Annotated in this window: 15 protein-coding genes; 13 read left to right on the top strand and 2 right to left on the bottom strand. The window is 50.7% G+C overall.

The genetic code is table 11. The features are described 5' to 3' along the window. Nucleotides 1-61: 61 nt before the first annotated feature. The 4 genes from BFG58_RS02235 (at nucleotide 62) to BFG58_RS02250 (ending at nucleotide 4,330) form a co-directional block, all read left to right on the top strand. Nucleotides 62-733 (top strand): phage tail protein, encoded by a 672-nt coding sequence (locus BFG58_RS02235; RefSeq protein WP_069719118.1) that lies wholly within the window; start codon nucleotides 62-64, stop codon nucleotides 731-733. Nucleotides 734-798: 65 nt separating this feature from the next. Beyond that, nucleotides 799-1,110, top strand: coding sequence for a phage tail assembly chaperone (locus BFG58_RS02240; RefSeq protein WP_023344275.1), 312 nt, complete (start codon nucleotides 799-801; stop codon nucleotides 1,108-1,110). 47 nt (nucleotides 1,111-1,157) lie between these two features. Then, nucleotides 1,158-1,418: a DUF1799 domain-containing protein gene (locus BFG58_RS02245; RefSeq protein WP_069719119.1), complete on the top strand. Its 261-nt coding sequence runs from the start codon at nucleotides 1,158-1,160 to the stop codon at nucleotides 1,416-1,418. Continuing rightward, nucleotides 1,418-4,330: a phage tail tape measure protein gene (locus BFG58_RS02250; protein ID WP_069719120.1), complete on the top strand. Its 2,913-nt coding sequence runs from the start codon at nucleotides 1,418-1,420 to the stop codon at nucleotides 4,328-4,330. The genes BFG58_RS02245 and BFG58_RS02250 overlap by 1 nt, the downstream gene beginning before the upstream one ends. Before the next feature lie 64 nt (nucleotides 4,331-4,394). On the opposite strand, the gene BFG58_RS02255 is transcribed toward BFG58_RS02250, so the two are convergent. Next, on the bottom strand, nucleotides 4,395-4,655 hold the full coding sequence (locus BFG58_RS02255; protein ID WP_045371007.1) for a hypothetical protein: 261 nt from the start codon (nucleotides 4,653-4,655) through the stop codon (nucleotides 4,395-4,397). A gap of 697 nt (nucleotides 4,656-5,352) precedes the next feature. Between BFG58_RS02255 and BFG58_RS02265 the strand changes: the two genes are divergently transcribed. The 9 genes from BFG58_RS02265 (at nucleotide 5,353) to BFG58_RS02310 (ending at nucleotide 14,285) form a co-directional block, all read left to right on the top strand. Next, nucleotides 5,353-5,700 carry a phage tail protein gene (locus BFG58_RS02265; RefSeq protein ID WP_069719121.1) on the top strand — a complete coding sequence of 116 codons (348 nt, stop codon included), beginning with the start codon at nucleotides 5,353-5,355 and terminating at the stop codon, nucleotides 5,698-5,700. Further along, nucleotides 5,697-6,452 carry a phage minor tail protein L gene (locus BFG58_RS02270; RefSeq protein WP_069719122.1) on the top strand — a complete coding sequence of 252 codons (756 nt, stop codon included), beginning with the start codon at nucleotides 5,697-5,699 and terminating at the stop codon, nucleotides 6,450-6,452. The genes BFG58_RS02265 and BFG58_RS02270 overlap by 4 nt, the downstream gene beginning before the upstream one ends. Before the next feature lies 1 nt (nucleotide 6,453). Beyond that, nucleotides 6,454-7,176 (top strand): C40 family peptidase, encoded by a 723-nt coding sequence (locus BFG58_RS02275; protein ID WP_048223484.1) that lies wholly within the window; start codon nucleotides 6,454-6,456, stop codon nucleotides 7,174-7,176. Beyond that, nucleotides 7,176-7,766, top strand: coding sequence for a tail assembly protein (locus tag BFG58_RS02280; protein WP_048223483.1), 591 nt, complete (start codon nucleotides 7,176-7,178; stop codon nucleotides 7,764-7,766). Before BFG58_RS02275 ends, BFG58_RS02280 begins: the two co-directional genes overlap by 1 nt. Before the next feature lie 60 nt (nucleotides 7,767-7,826). Next, nucleotides 7,827-8,393, top strand: coding sequence for a hypothetical protein (locus BFG58_RS02285; protein ID WP_069719123.1), 567 nt, complete (start codon nucleotides 7,827-7,829; stop codon nucleotides 8,391-8,393). A gap of 62 nt (nucleotides 8,394-8,455) precedes the next feature. Further along, the gene (locus BFG58_RS02290; protein ID WP_069719651.1) at nucleotides 8,456-11,644 is read left to right on the top strand and encodes a host specificity protein J; all 3,189 of its coding nucleotides are present in this window, start codon (nucleotides 8,456-8,458) and stop codon (nucleotides 11,642-11,644) included. 357 nt (nucleotides 11,645-12,001) lie between these two features. After that, nucleotides 12,002-12,673: a hypothetical protein gene (locus BFG58_RS02300; RefSeq protein ID WP_069719125.1), complete on the top strand. Its 672-nt coding sequence runs from the start codon at nucleotides 12,002-12,004 to the stop codon at nucleotides 12,671-12,673. Nucleotides 12,674-12,780: 107 nt separating this feature from the next. Continuing rightward, entirely contained in the window at nucleotides 12,781-13,014 is a 234-nt protein-coding gene (locus BFG58_RS24250; RefSeq protein WP_069719126.1) for a cor protein, read from the top strand. Nucleotides 13,015-13,076: 62 nt separating this feature from the next. Next, nucleotides 13,077-14,285: a tail fiber domain-containing protein gene (locus tag BFG58_RS02310; RefSeq protein WP_069719127.1), complete on the top strand. Its 1,209-nt coding sequence runs from the start codon at nucleotides 13,077-13,079 to the stop codon at nucleotides 14,283-14,285. On the opposite strand, the gene BFG58_RS22965 is transcribed toward BFG58_RS02310, so the two are convergent. Continuing rightward, nucleotides 14,260-14,823 carry a tail fiber domain-containing protein gene (locus BFG58_RS22965; RefSeq protein ID WP_139125288.1) on the bottom strand — a complete coding sequence of 188 codons (564 nt, stop codon included), beginning with the start codon at nucleotides 14,821-14,823 and terminating at the stop codon, nucleotides 14,260-14,262. The two genes, BFG58_RS02310 and BFG58_RS22965, sit on opposite strands and share 26 nt — an antisense overlap. Nucleotides 14,824-14,971 lie beyond the last annotated feature (148 nt).

Raw genomic sequence — 14,971 nt, forward strand, 5'->3', positions numbered from 1 at the left:
CTGATGTTCCACAACTGACCGGCCTTGAGCCGACTTTCCCGTTTCTAAAGGAGTAACCAATATGGGCTTTGCATTGCCTAACGGCGCTCACGTCTATCTGGCATCGGGTTATGGCCCAGCCATTACTTTCACCGGGGCGACTAACGCCGAAAATATGGTGATCACCGTGAGTGAAGCGGATGCACTCAAGGTGGGTGATATTGTTCATGTGAACTGCAACTGGTCCGGTGTTGATAACGTCATTGCAAAAATTGATGCGATTTCAGAAAGCGCCGTAACTCTTCGCAACATCAATACCACCAACAAAAACAAATATGCCGCTGGTGGCGGTACCGGTTCGATCCGCAAGGTGCTTGAATGGACCGAGCTGCCACAAATTACTGAGGTGTCGAAATCTGGTGGCGATCAGAACACCACACAGATTCAGTTCCTGAGCGACGACCGCCAGCGAAACCTGAATACCTATAAATCCGCAGTCTCTCAGACCTACTCGATCGCTCACGACTCAACTCTCCCGGTATATCCGTTGCTGCGCCAACTGGACGAAGACGAAGAGACGGTTGCGGCTTACATGTACGTGCCGAAGGCGAAGGAGAACCGGTATTGGGCGGCTACGGCGTCCTTTGACGATACGCCAACTACTGCGGTTAACGAGGTAGAGACAGTGAGTGTGGTGCTGAACCTGCAGTCACCGGCGATGACGTTCTACAAGGTGACTGACGCTGCCGCCTGACCCGTCAGTGCTTTCACAATTCCATGCCTCCCATCACGGAGGCTTTTTTTCGTTAAGAGGTATCGATGGCGACCAAATTCACCCTTCAGCCCAAACCTACATTCAAGGCCAATGTCTCGATTCCCCGCGCTGGCGATGAGGATGGCGTGCTGACGTTCACGTTCAACCACAAACCACTTAAAGAACTGGCTGACCTGGAAAAACTCGAAGGCAAAACCGCCACTGATTTTCTGATGGAAATCATTTCAGGCTGGGCACTTCCCGATGCATTCAACGCGGAAAACCTGTCGGTACTGCTGGAAAACTATCCTGCGGCAATGAAGGCCATCCCGGAAACCTACTATCGCGAGCTGATGGGGCAGCGCGAAAAAAACTGATAGCGGTTGCCTCTGCGTTCTATACGCGTGAACCCACAGCGGCGGACCTGGCGCCTTACGGGCTTACGCCGGATGACTACGACGATAATTTCGTAGATGTCTGGCCCGATATCTGGCCTTCATTCCTTGTATTTCAGGCTGTCAGCACGCAATGGCGAACGGGAATGGGCGGCGCGTCCGGGCTCGACTATAACGTTTTGCCCTGGGTAATGCGTCTGCACAACGTCGACGACGAGGCAACCGCGCTTTCGGACATCCGGGTGATGGAAAGTGCTGCGCTAAAAATTATGCATAAAGAGAGGGCGTAATGAGTAACGATATCGCCACGATTTCCCTGCGTGTAAATACCAGTGAGCTGGAGCGCGGTAATCAGGCACTGGATCGCTTTCAGGAGACCGCGTCCGCCGCGGCAGGTAAAGTGGATGACCTGAACAGTACGTTCCGCACCGGTATCGATAACCAAAAGAAAAACAGCGAAAGCCTGAAGCAACAGCGCCAGGAGTTGCAGAACCTGCTGAATAAAATTAGCCCGGTAAACAAGGCGCTGGATGAACTGGACACTATCCAGGAGAGCCTGGCGAAATTTCGCGGTAAAGGGCTGGTGGGAGACGAGGATTTTTCTCGTTACAACAGCGTGCTTGAGACGACGCGGGCAAAACTGGCACAGGTAATGGAGTCTGAAACCGCAGAGGGGCGGGCTCGCATTGAGCAGGCTCAGGCAGCGCAGCGTGCAGCTGCTGCGGGCAAAACCTTTATCGATTCGCTGGAAGAGCAGGTCACAGCAATCGGAAAAACGCGCGCAGAACTGTTAGAGCTAAAAGCAGCCCAACTTGGCGTGTCCGATCGTGCTGCACCGATGATCGCCCGACTGAAAGAGCAGGAGGAAGCGTGGAAGTCAGGAGCGATCAGCGCGGGGCAATACCGCAACGCGATGCGTTATCTCCCGATGCAAATGACCGACATTGTGACCTCACTGGCGTCCGGTATGCCGGTTTATATGGTGGCCATTCAGCAGGGCGGCCAGCTGCGCGATTCGTTTGGCGGTGTAAACAATGCTCTGAAAGCGATGTTGTCGATGGTGACTCCTGCCCGAGTGGCCATTGGTGGCCTGGCCGGTGCTGTACTGATTGCGGCCAAAGCGGGATCGGACTACTTCACCGCCTACGACGAAATCAACAAGGCCATTATCAGGACTGGCAATATTGCCGGCACGTCAGCACTTCAGATCATGGCTTCCTCCCAGTCTATAGCTGCCTCTACTGGCGCGACTGTAGGAACCGTTCAGAGTTTGATGACTGAGCTGGTTGGCATGGGATCGCTGACACAGCAGCAACTTGAAAAAGCAGCGGGCTCCACGGCGCTGGCGGTTCAGACCGGTATAGTCTCGGCGCAGGACATCACCAAAGCCTATAAGGACATCGAAAAAGACCCTGTTAAAGCGCTGCAGAGTCTCAACGAACAATATAATTTCCTGACAGTTTCGCAGCTTAAGCACATTGATGAGCTGGTGAAGCAAAAGGACCAGACCGGGGCCGTTACGCAGGCTATGGACCTGTTTGGCGATACGATGGCAAAACGTGGAGAACAGGCTTACGACTCGCTGACGCCGTTTGGCCGCCTGTGGCTGGATATCAAGGGCTGGGCGTCTGAGGCCATGCAGAGTATCGGTCAGTGGGTAGCTGAGCTGGCATCAAACACTCTGAAGGAATTCAACGCAATTTATTACAGCGTTGCGATCGTTTTCCAGAAGCTGAACCAGATCATTTCATCCTCTATCGCTGCCGCGATTAACCTCGTTCCTGACTGGGCGAAAACAGATACTTTGCAGGGATGGCAGGACTACAACGAACAAATGGCCGGCGCTTATGGCGACAGCGTCTCTCAGCTGAAAAAAGACTGGGATGCCGCTGATATCAGTGCAGGTAAATACCTCGATACGACCAGAAAGATAAGTACCGCAACCACCCAGAAGGATCGGGAAGGAGTCGCTTCTTTTGGTAAAAAGACGCAAACCGGAAAGCAGGGCACTTTATCGGCTGGCGATCGCAGCACGGATGCTGCCCAGGCCGAGTTGCTGGCGCTTCAGTCTCAGTTACGCGCGCTGCAGCAGCATAAAGGGCTGAACGACACTATCAGCCAGCAGCGCAAAGATCTGTGGACGACTGAAGCGAAATTTCAGGTGCTGGAGGAGGCCTCCCGATTTCGCTCTCTGACAAAGCAGGAGCAATCCCTGCGGGCGAGTAAAGACCTGGTGCTTCAGTTGGCACGGCAGAAAGCCCTGTTAGGTGATCAGATTACCGCACAGGAACAGCTGAACAAGCGAATGGATACCTCGCAGAAATACGTCACGCAGATGGCAGAAAAGCAGGCTGCATTAGTGAACGGTGCCGGGATGAGTGACCGTCAGGCACAACGTGAACTGGCAAAGAGCCAACTATCTTCTGGCTGGATCAACTCCGGCGGTACGCTTGACGACGAGGGCTATCAGAAGCAGCTTAAAGCGGCGAATGATTACTATGATGCAGAGGACAGGTTGCGTGGCGACTGGTTGACCGGCGCGAAAAAGGGTTGGGCTGAATTTGAGGACAGCGCGACTAATGTTTACTCGCAGGTGCAGACGATTACCAACAATGCGTTCACCGGGATGGCCAGCACACTCACTGACTTTTTTACTACTGGTAAATCTAACTTCTCAGACTTCCTGACTACCTTCTTGAAGGGCATAACCCAGATGCTGACTCAACTGGCTCTGGTTAATGGAATGAAGTCAGCCTTTGGTGGAACGGGTATCGGGGCGTTTTTTGGTTTCTCTGGTGGCGGTCTGGTGCCGGGATTCGATAGCGGCGGTTACACCGGTGATGGCGGCAAATACCAACCGAAAGGCGTAGTTCACGGTGGTGAGTTTGTGTTTACGAAGGAAGCGACCAGTGCGCTGGGTGTCGGTAATCTCTATGCGCTTATGCGTGGAGCTCAGGGGTATGCAAACGGCGGCTACGTCGGAAACGCACCGATGTTCGGGTTACAGGGAGGTAGTTCCACTATAAATGTTAATGTCGGTGGTGTTGTGATTCAGGAACGTGAGCAACCAACGACAAGGTCGGCTCCAGCAAATAATGTGGATATCATCAAACAGCTCAAGCCGGCAATAGTTAACGTAATATCTGAGCAGGCGCAGCGGCCGGGGACGCCTTTATGGAATGCAATAAAAGGAACGCGATGAAGCTTATCCAGTCCTTCGAAATACCGTTCCATGGATCTAACGATTAGCACGACAAACAGCCTACTCAGGTGGGCTGTTTGTCGGTGATCAGTTGTAATAACTTACAATGCTCGTCAATTGCATCCCATATCATATCCTGCTGATCTCCATCCCACTCTTCAACCATCGCTAGTTCAGAGCGGAACTGTTTGAGCCTGATGTTAATGGCGGCTATTTCATTGCGGCCACATTTCTTAGCCATTTTAATCAATGATGCTTCAGGTGTCTTTTCATAGGGAGACAGCCCGGCCCGCGCTTTAATATATAGTGTCGTCAGTCTGTTCATAGGACTTCAATCGCGAATATTGGGTTGCTCTAACCTAAATTTATAGTGGGGTATTTTTAACTGCCTGAGACAGGTATCTTTCCATAACCCGCATTTTGCTAGATATGTGAAGGGGTGACCGCTTCGACTTTTTTTTGAGTTTTTTTATCAAATCACAAAAACGCACGGTTCGTCGACAACATTTCAAAAGATTAATATTAAACGAATCCCACTACTGTTCTTTGTGATAACTAACCCTTCAATCGTAGGTATTTAGCATTCTTTCTATGCGATAATAGTGTTAATGCAATGAATGGATGAAGGGCGATGGGATTTTCATATTGGTTTACCGTATGTGCTTGTTTTTTGATTGGTCCTATAACATTGGTTCAGTCTTTCGGCTACCTGCGCAAGGGAATCTATACCAAAACATTCAAGGGAACGAGTCGAAAGGAGTACATTCACAAGGATGCCAGGCCCTTTGAATACTGGTTCAGCATTATCTTTGAGTTTGGAGCGAGCTTCTTGCTAATTGGCGTAGGATTCTGGCTCTTAAGGGATATCCCCGCTGTCAACGAATGGTATGCTGAAATCCGCGCGATGTTACCTTATTGATTTTATGGCCAGACAGCACTTCAACGTTACTCCATTTAAGAACACATCATTTTTGTTAAGCAATTGACCCGCTTCGGCGGGTTTTTTTATACCCGGAGGAAAGTTGGCGATCGAAACATTTATCTGGCGAACCCAGATTCAGGCGGGAATGGAAGGGGAGCTCACTTACGCAACACGCTCTGCATCCTTTGGAGACGGCTTTGAACAGATCGCCGGTGAAGGCATCAACCCTGAAAAACAGTCATGGCCGATGACCTTAACGGGAAAAATGGCAGAGATGCTCGATGTGCTGAGTTTTTGCCGCAAACACATCACAAAATCCTTTATCTGGACATCTCCTGTCGGCGAAACCGGTTTATACCGGATTGAAGCTGATTCCATTAAAGTCCAGCCGCTATCCAGCAAAGTGATGACCATAAAAGCAACCTTCAAACAGGCATACGCACCATGATTACTGAAGATTATCAACGCCTCGAACCGGGTGAAAAAATACGTCTTCTTGAGGTAGACGGTTCTGCGTTTGGTCTGGACGACGTTCTGCGCTTTCACGCTTATAACCTCCCGCATACTGAAGAAGAGATTGCGGCTGCTGGTGGCGACGAATCAAAGTTAAAGGCGAAGAGTATCTGGTGGCAGGGCGAAGAGTATGGTGCCTGGCCATACAAGCTCGAGGGACTGGAAGCTTCAACCGACGGCAGTAGCGCCCAGCCGACGCTCACCGTTGCCAACATAGACAGTTCTATCACTGCGCTCTGTCTGGCCTATGACGATATGCTGCAGGCCAAAGTTACGATTCATGACACTTTTGCGCATTACCTGGATGCGCGTAATTTCCCGGATGGAAATCCAACAGCAGATCCCTTGCAGGTGAGAAAGCGGGTTTTCTATATCGACGGTAAAAATAGCGAGCTTCCCGGTGAAAGTATCGAGTTTGTTCTTACCAGCCCGATGGATCTGCAGGGATTGATGATTCCGACCAGACAGCTGCATTCCCTTTGCACATGGTGCATCCGGAACAGGTACCGCACCGGCGATGGGTGCGATTATGCCGGCACGCTTTACTTCGACAGAAACAACAATCCGGTAAGCGATCCCTCATTGGATGAATGCAACGGCACGCTCACCGCCTGCAAGCTTCGGTTTGGTGAACACAATGAACTTCCTTTCGGTGGTTTTCCGGGAACATCTTTGATCAGGAGCTAATATGCGTCAGAAAACAATTCAGGACATCCTGGCGCATGCAGCGAAAGAATATCCCCGCGAATGCTGTGGCGTGATAGCGCAGAAAAGCCGGGTGGAACGCTATTTCCCATGCCGTAACCTGGCGGCTGAACCAACGGAACAGTTTCACCTTTCACCAGAGGATTACGCTGCTGCTGAAGACTGGGGGACGATAACGGGAATCGTACATAGTCACCCTGACGCGACGACCCAACCAAGCGAACTGGACAAGGCTCAATGCGATGCAACGATGCTGCCCTGGCATATTGTGAGTTGGCCGGAAGGAGACTTTCGTACCATTACTCCCCGCGGAGAATTGCCGCTGCTCGGGCGCCCGTTTGTGCTCGGACACTACGACTGTTGGGGGCTGGTGATGAGCTATTTCCGGCAGGAGCAAGATGTCGAACTTCAGGATTACCGTGTTGATTATCCGTGGTGGGAGGACTCCTATCCGGATAATTTCTACCAGGATTGCTGGTACGAATGTGGGTTCCGAGAATTCAGTGGATCACCGATGCCGGGCGATTTGATCATCATGCAGGTGGAATCGAATAAGTGGAACCATTCAGGAATATTGCTGAAGGGGAACATGCTTCTCCACCATCTTTATGGTCACCTCAGTCAACGTGTGCCATATGGAGGTTACTGGATGGAGAGAACCATGAAAATTGTCAGGCATAAAAGCCTAATCATGCAGGAGGGATAATGTGCGAATCCGTCCGTACTGTTCGCCTATATGGTGTTTTGGGTACTACGTTTGGCCGCGAATTCCAACTTTCGGTAGCTTCACCAAAAGAAGCCATCCGCGCATTGTGCGTTATCGTGCCAGGCTTCGAGCGGTTTTTGAATACCAGCAAGCAGCGTGGGCTTACTTACGCTGTATTCAGTGGAAAGCGTAACCTGAACGATGACGAACTCTCTATGGATCAGAGTAGTGCTGATATCCGTATTGCTCCGGTTATCCTCGGGAGTAAACGTGGTGGAGTATTCCAGACCATCTTAGGCGTGGCTTTGGTCGCAGTTGGTGCTGTGGCGTCATACTTTGGCGGTGGTGCTGTCGGCGTTCCTCTAATGCAATTTGGCGCTGCGATGGCCCTTGGCGGTGTCGTTCAAATGCTTTCTCCACAGACAACCGGGCTTGTCAGCAAGCAATCGGCAGACAACAAGGCCAGCTACGCATTTGGTGGAGTAACCAATACGACAGCCCAGGGAAATCCGGTACCGCTTCTTTACGGCAAGCGCCGCATCGGTGGAGCGATCATTTCTGCTGGCATTTATGTTGACGATCAGCAGTAGCTATAGTGCCAAGCTAAGAGTATCTTCTTGAAAGAACGCATTATATAACTGGAAATGCTTATGGATGGTTATGCTATAGACTTTCAAGATTTACTTGGATTAAGAAAATTAAACGAGCCTGGTTTGGACAGAAGGGCGTTCACAGACTGGGCTGAAAACCAGATTTCTGCCGGCAATGAGTCTTCAAATCTTTTGATTTTGGCATCTTTGGGATTAGATAAGGAAATCTCGAAAGATGAGGTGTTTCGCTATTTTGATGGCTACGTTGATGAGATTGGAGAAGTGATGCCAACTGAACGAGTCGCGTTCATATTGGCAATGAGACTAACATTCAAAAAGCTCGCCTATGCTGAACTTGAGGATGATGTCTGGAGTGAATTAACTAGAACTTTTGTTAAATGGTATGACTTGCCAAATGGCCTTTTATATAGAGTAATGACGTACTGGAGCGCATTGCATGATGATTTTATAAATAATTATGAATATGAGGTTGGGTATTATTACCTGAACTATCCGCGACACGGTGACATTCCTCGCTCGAAACAATTAGAGTACGTTCGTAATTGTGCAATTCGCTTTCTCCGTATTTTCGATGAATACTATTATTTTGGTTTGCTTATCAAATAATATTTAATTCAACATTGTTCTAATCATGGCCACCTATGGGTGGCTTTTTTTATGGGCGCAATATGGCTATAGCAACCGCTATTAAAGGCCGCAAGGGCGGCAGTTCAAGCTCAAGAACTCCTACAGAACAGCCAGACGATCTGCAGTCAGTAGCCAAGGCAAAAATCCTTCTCGCGCTGGGAGAGGGTGAACTTGCTGGTGGCCTTACTGCGCGCGATATTTATCTCGATGGCACTGCACTTGAAAACGCAGATGGTTCGCAGAACTTCAGCGGTGTGGCGTGGGAGTTTCGTTCTGGAACTCAGGCGCAAAAATACATTCAAGGGATCCCGGGTACTGAAAACGAAATTAACGTGGGTACCGAAGTTTCCAGCACCACTGCATGGACGCGTACTTTTACCAATACGCAGCTTTCAGCTGTTCGCCTGCGTCTAAAATGGCCTTCTCTCTTCAAACAGGAGGACGATGGCGATCTGGTTGGCTATTCGGTCAACTATGCAATTGACCTGCAGACTGATGGTGGCACATGGCAGACGGTACTCAATACCAGCGTGACCGGCAAAACGACTTCTGGTTACGAGCGCAGCCACCGTATCGATTTACCTCAGGCTGGCAGCACCTGGACCATCAGGCTGCGTAAGATTACAGCCGATGCCAATAGCGCGAAGATCGGCGACACGGTGACGCTGCAAAGCTTCACGGAAGTAATCGACGCCAAACTGCGTTATCCGAATACCGCGCTACTATACATCGAATTTGACTCGAGCCAGTTCAATGGCTCAATTCCGCAAATTTCTTGCGAGCCCCGCGGGCGTGTTATTCGTGTGCCCGATAACTATGACCCGGAAACACGAACGTACAGCGGCACCTGGACGGGGGCATTTAAGTGGGCATGGACGGATAACCCTGCATGGATATTTTACGATCTGGTGGTCACTGACCGCTTCGGTCTTGGTAATCGGCTAACGGCAGCCAATATCGACAAATGGACGCTTTATCAGGTCGCTCAGTATTGTGATCAACCGGTACCGGATGGTAAGGGCGGCAGCGGAACTGAACCGCGTTACACCTGCAACGTATACATTCAGGATAGGAATGACGCTTACACTGTTTTGCGAGACTTTGCCGCCATTTTTCGAGGCATGACCTACTGGGGAGACGACCAGATTGTTGCCCTTGCAGACATGCCCAGAGATGTTGATTTTACCTACACGCACGCTAACGTAGTCGACGGCAAATTTGTGTATTCCAGCAGCACAACCAAAAGTCGCTACACAAACGCTCTTGTTTCCTGGTCTGATCCGGCAAATGGCTATGCTGACGCAATGGAGCCCGTCTTCGAGCAGGCGCTGGTGGCACGCTATGGTTTCAACCAGCTTGAGATCACCGCTATCGGATGCACCCGGCAATCTGAGGCTAACAGGAAAGGGCGCTGGGGGATCCTGACCAACAATAAAGACAGGGTTGTAACGTTTGACGTTGGTCTGGACGGCAATATTCCTCAGCCGGGCTACATAATTGCTGTTTCTGACCGAAATCTTTCAGGGAGAGATTTAGGCGGTCGATTATCCGCGGTTAATGGTCGTGTACTCAAACTTGACCGGGTACCAAGTGCTAAGGCCGGTGACAGGATAATGGTAAACCTGCCGTCGGGTATCACCCAATCCCGAACGATTCAGTCCCTGTCAGGTGAAATGGTCACCGTGACCACCGCTTTTAGCGAGCTTCCACAGGCCGAGGCTGTATGGGTTATTGAAAGTGATGAACTCTATGCGCAGCAGTACAGGGTGGTTAGTGTCACCGATAACAATGACGGGACATATACCATCACGGGGGCAAATCACGATCCGGATAAATATGCCCGTATCGATACAGGTGCCGTTATAGATCAGCGGCCGGTGAGTGTCATTCCTTCTGGTAACCAGTCGCCACCAGGCAACATCGCGATCAATTCGTTTTCCGTGGTGCAGCAGAATATCAGCGTCGAAACCATGCGCGTGAGCTGGGACCAGGCTCAAAATGCTATCGCCTATGAGGCGCAATGGCGCCGCAACGACGGGAACTGGGTTAACGTGCCGCGCAGCTCCACCACATCATTCGACGTCCCGGGGATTTATGCCGGGCGCTACCTGGTGCGCGTGCGTGCAATCAATGCCGCTGAAATTTCCTCAGGATGGGGATATTCAGAAGAGAAGACGTTGACCGGCAAAATTGGCAATCCACCTAAGCCAGTAGGATTCACAGCCACGGGCATTAACTGGGGGATTCGTCTTAACTGGGGTTTCCCGGCAAACACCGGCGATACGCTAAAAACGGAAATTCAGTACACAGCAAACAGTGACTTTTCAGATCCATTTTTGCTCTCAGACGTGCCTTATCCATCTGCGGAATACACCCAGCTCGGCCTTAAAGCAGGGCAGGAATTCTGGTACCGCGCACAGCTTGTCGACAGAACGGGTAACGAGTCCGGGTATACCGACTGGATCCGGGGGATGTCTAACGATAACGCCGATGATTATCTGGGTGATATCGCTAACGATTTTCTTACCTCTGCTGATGGGGAGCGCCTCACTGGGGACATAGATACAAACATTGAGGGAATACTACAAAACGCCCTGGCGAACCACGGAACAGTTGAGCACCAGTGGGCACAATACGGGGAAGTGCGCGCCGATATTCTGGTTGTTAAAACGACGATTGCTGAAGTTGATAAGGCAATGGCCGAACTTTCGACGCAGGTACAGGCGCAGATAGAGGACGTCACCGCTTCCCTGGAAGACAAGCTTACAGCCGTCGTAGATGCCTCCGGTGCTTCGGCAATCTACACCCTCAAAACAGGTGTGAGAATAAACGGGGTGATGTACAACGCTGGGATGTCTATTGCAGTGCTTGCAGAGGCGGGGAAGCCGGTAGTCACCCGAGTTGGTTTCAACGCTAACCAGTTTGTACTGATGAGCGGCAGCGGTGATACCCAGTACTCTCCGTTCGCTGTCATCAATGGTCAGGTCTTTATGAGCTCCGCATTTATTCAGGATGGCACGATCACCAATGCCAAAATCGGCGACTTCATCCAGTCCAATAATTACGTTGCTGGGTCTGTCGGATGGAGGCTGGATAAATCAGGAACATTCGAGAACTACGGTTCGACAGCTGGAGAGGGAGCCATGAAACAGACAAACCAGACAATCAGTGTGCGTGACGCCAACAATGTGTTGAGGGTGCAGATCGGGAGAATTACGGGAACATGGTAAACATTGGGCCTCAGGTGGGGTCCTTTTTTAGGATGAACAGCTATGGCTCAGTACGGAGTTGAAACCTGGGACACCTCAGGCAGGGCGAACAACTATGGGATTAAGCCAGTCAGTGTAAGTGGATATCTTCAGCTGGCTCAGAACCAGAAAACAGGCTTTTACTCAGTCGTGCTTCCACCGGGGTGTAAGCTTACTTATTTTCAGATCATGAATGGTGAACAGTGGGGAACGAGCCGGAGGAAGATCACTATTTCAGGTGGCACCGCAACGGTATCGGCAGTAGGCGATACCGACTACTCCGCAGGGACTGAGCCTGCGGCTGCGGCGTATCTCATTTTCCAGATAGAGAGGGCATAAATGGCGCAGTATGGCGTTTTACTGACGACTACGGCCGGAGAAGTATGGGTCACCGCTAACAGTTCGCCTATTTCGTTGCAGGCACGGAAGACAGCAGAACTACAGGGGACATCGGGTTTCAATACCAAAGTGACGCACACATTTCCCTCAGGTCAGCCCGTTGCCGCCTTCGTTCATTGCACGGTTGAGGCGGAAATCACCCAGACGATAAGCGGGAACACTATCATGGTTGATTTCCTCAGACCAAATGCAACCGGCACAGCGTACGTTTATTTTTTCTCTATTTTCCCACAGACAAAGCCTGACTACGGGCTGGCCGTCTGGGATGCGTCAGGGACGCTTATTTTGACAAACGAAACGCGCACACTCAGTGATGTGGTAACCCTCGGTACTGCCGGAGTAGATGCAAGTTCAGGTTATAACATCAATACCACGCTGGCGGGGAAATGGGCCTGTATGCCTGCCATGCTGGGTCTAATTACTGGAGTTATATCGGCCGGCGGCCAGCCGCAGCCCTACTCGGCGATTTACAAGAGCATGGCAAAACTTGAGGGAGGCAATACGCGAATATTCGCCAGACCACAAACAACGCCCAGCGGAAACCTTCAGAACGTCGCGTATTCAAATCTGAGAAACGTGATTATGGCCATCAACTGTGCCAACTACGATTGATCGTTTTCAGCGATCAATCTTATGAAATTGATCTACAGAATCAATTATATCCCTTTGATTCATCTTGTTATTGTTTAACATCTTGAATACCCTGGGATATAACTACTATGAAATACATGATTCTTTGCCTGGCGGTGGCTGCATTGCTCTCAGGTTGCGCTGGCGTTATTCAGAAGCAGCATCCCATATGTACCGGAACGGCCCTGATCGGCGGACAGGAGAACATCGTCCAGATTTACGGAGTGCGGAAGCAAAGTAATCAGACCCAGTACCGCGCCGGTTACCCATTTAACTGGTCATGGGTCAGCGCATACACGTTCAGTAGTACCACGTGCCAGTAACTCAAGCATTTTTGAATAAACCTCGCCCCGGCGGGGTTTTTTATTGCCCGAAAGGAGCGCATATGTCTGCAGGAACTATCACCCTGACAAACGGGTCCGCTATTGTTGGCGGTTCCGGAACCTCATTCGCAACAGAACTCGCCGCAGGTGACTTTATTGTCTCTACTGTGGGCGGTGTACCGTATACATTGCCCGTAAAATCGGTTGAGAGTAATGCGCAACTTACGCTGGTCAGCAACTTTACCGGGCCAACGCAATCCGGCGCAGCATGGTCAGCTGTTCCCCGTGTGGCGCTGAACATGGTCACTGCCGCGCTGGTGGCGCAAAGTGCTGAAGCACTGCGTGGACTGAATTACGACAAACAGAACTGGCAAAGCATTTTTTCTGGAAACGGCAATATAACGATAACTCTGCCTGATGGAACAACATGGACGGGACCTGCCTGGAATAGCATTACCACTTCTCTCGCAGGTAAGGCGGCAAAAGGTGCAAACAATGACATCACCTCGCTCAGCGGACTGTCTACAGCGCTGTCTGTAGCTCAGGGCGGTACCGGTTCGACAACCGCGTCAGGCGCTCGCACAAACCTCGGTTTGGGAGACAGTTCCACGAGGAACGTCGGAACAGTGTTAGGAACTGTGGCCGCTGGTGACGATTCTCGCTTTGACAGCATAAATGGAAAAACAGGCGGGGTTATTTCAGGACAGGTTAAAGCCGGCGGTGCATCTCCAGCTAGCACGCCGCCAGCAGGAACAGTAACAAACGCTGAACTTATTGGCTCCAGATTCAGATCAGGAGTTTATAACGGGATTGATTTCTCATTATATGCTCAGGTTGTACAGGGAACGGGAACCTTCGGCTATCTTCAGCTTGCGTTCGGTGGCACTCCGGCCTATTGGTCATTCAGACAAGATGGAGTGGCCCAGGGGGTAGCATGGTCACCGACTTGTGACGAACGACTTAAAGATATTGATGGCCCAATTAGTGAGCCGCTTGAAAAAATGCGTCTAATACGCGGGCAAACCTGGAAATGGAAATCAACCGGCTCATTTGGTATCGGATTTACAGCTCAGGAAGTACAAAAAGTATTTCCTGAGGCTGTTTCTAAGGGGCTGAACGTTACTCTTTCAGATGGCTCTGTAGTCGAAGGTGTTCTTTCACCAGATACGTACGGAGTTGCTGCAGCGCTTCACCATGAAGCGATCCTTGCTCTCATTGACGAAGTAAACGAACTGAAAAGGATGCTCAGTGTTGAGATGAAAGGGAGCTGACTAGTTTTTTTAGCTCAGTGATCTCTTCCATAAGCTCCAATATAGCTTCATGGTGGAGAGCCGCAGCCACATCACCAGGTGATAGCGCCAATGGTTGCTCTATCACTTGGCCATCTACTGTCAAAGAACCCTCCTGGGCATGTGATACAGCCTCAGGAAATACCTCCTGCACCTCCTGAGCCACAAAGCCAATCCCAAAAGAGCCTTTCATCTGGTCATCTTTCCGCACCCACGTATAGCCGCGTACTTTTTTCATTTTTCCCAGCGGGTCGTCAATCGGGTTGAGGTCATCTTTAATCCGGCGATCTGAGTTATTTACCCATGACGCTGCAGCATAAGCATTTCCGCTGGAATGGTCGAAGTACCAGTCTTTAAATGTCGAAGAATCCCATACGCGAAGGAATCCATAGCGGGTATTACCAGCCATCTGAGTAAACATGTGAAACTGTGAAAGAGCAGCACCGCCAGAGTTTTGCAGAACGGACTCAAGCTCACCGCCTGATGCAGGGTTGGAATCAGAAGTTCTTTTAGCAATCACCGCCCCTTTGATTGACCCTCCCGTTTTACCTTCAAGAGTGCTGAGTCGATCGTCATCCCCGGCGGCAACCGTTCCCGCCGCGGTTCCGACGTTCCTCGTGGAACTGTCTCCCAAACCGACGTTTTATAGATTGCTCTTGAGCGGCCCG

The sequence above is a fragment of the Enterobacter sp. ku-bf2 genome (genome assembly GCF_001742765.1).
Classification (GTDB): Bacteria; Pseudomonadota; Gammaproteobacteria; order Enterobacterales; family Enterobacteriaceae; genus Enterobacter; species Enterobacter quasiroggenkampii.

Coding starts and splice junctions, on each gene's coding strand:
- BFG58_RS02290 (WP_069719651.1), top strand. CDS start 8,456: ATGGCTATAGCAACCGCTATTAAAGGCCGCAAGGGCGGCAGTTCAAGC.
- BFG58_RS02280 (WP_048223483.1), top strand. CDS start 7,176: ATGTGCGAATCCGTCCGTACTGTTCGCCTATATGGTGTTTTGGGTACT.
- BFG58_RS02240 (WP_023344275.1), top strand. CDS start 799: ATGGCGACCAAATTCACCCTTCAGCCCAAACCTACATTCAAGGCCAAT.
- BFG58_RS02235 (WP_069719118.1), top strand. CDS start 62: ATGGGCTTTGCATTGCCTAACGGCGCTCACGTCTATCTGGCATCGGGT.
- BFG58_RS02285 (WP_069719123.1), top strand. CDS start 7,827: ATGGATGGTTATGCTATAGACTTTCAAGATTTACTTGGATTAAGAAAA.
- BFG58_RS02270 (WP_069719122.1), top strand. CDS start 5,697: ATGATTACTGAAGATTATCAACGCCTCGAACCGGGTGAAAAAATACGT.
- BFG58_RS24250 (WP_069719126.1), top strand. CDS start 12,781: ATGAAATACATGATTCTTTGCCTGGCGGTGGCTGCATTGCTCTCAGGT.
- BFG58_RS02275 (WP_048223484.1), top strand. CDS start 6,454: ATGCGTCAGAAAACAATTCAGGACATCCTGGCGCATGCAGCGAAAGAA.
- BFG58_RS02250 (WP_069719120.1), top strand. CDS start 1,418: ATGAGTAACGATATCGCCACGATTTCCCTGCGTGTAAATACCAGTGAG.
- BFG58_RS02255 (WP_045371007.1), bottom strand. CDS start 4,655: ATGAACAGACTGACGACACTATATATTAAAGCGCGGGCCGGGCTGTCT.
- BFG58_RS02310 (WP_069719127.1), top strand. CDS start 13,077: ATGTCTGCAGGAACTATCACCCTGACAAACGGGTCCGCTATTGTTGGC.
- BFG58_RS02300 (WP_069719125.1), top strand. CDS start 12,002: ATGGCGCAGTATGGCGTTTTACTGACGACTACGGCCGGAGAAGTATGG.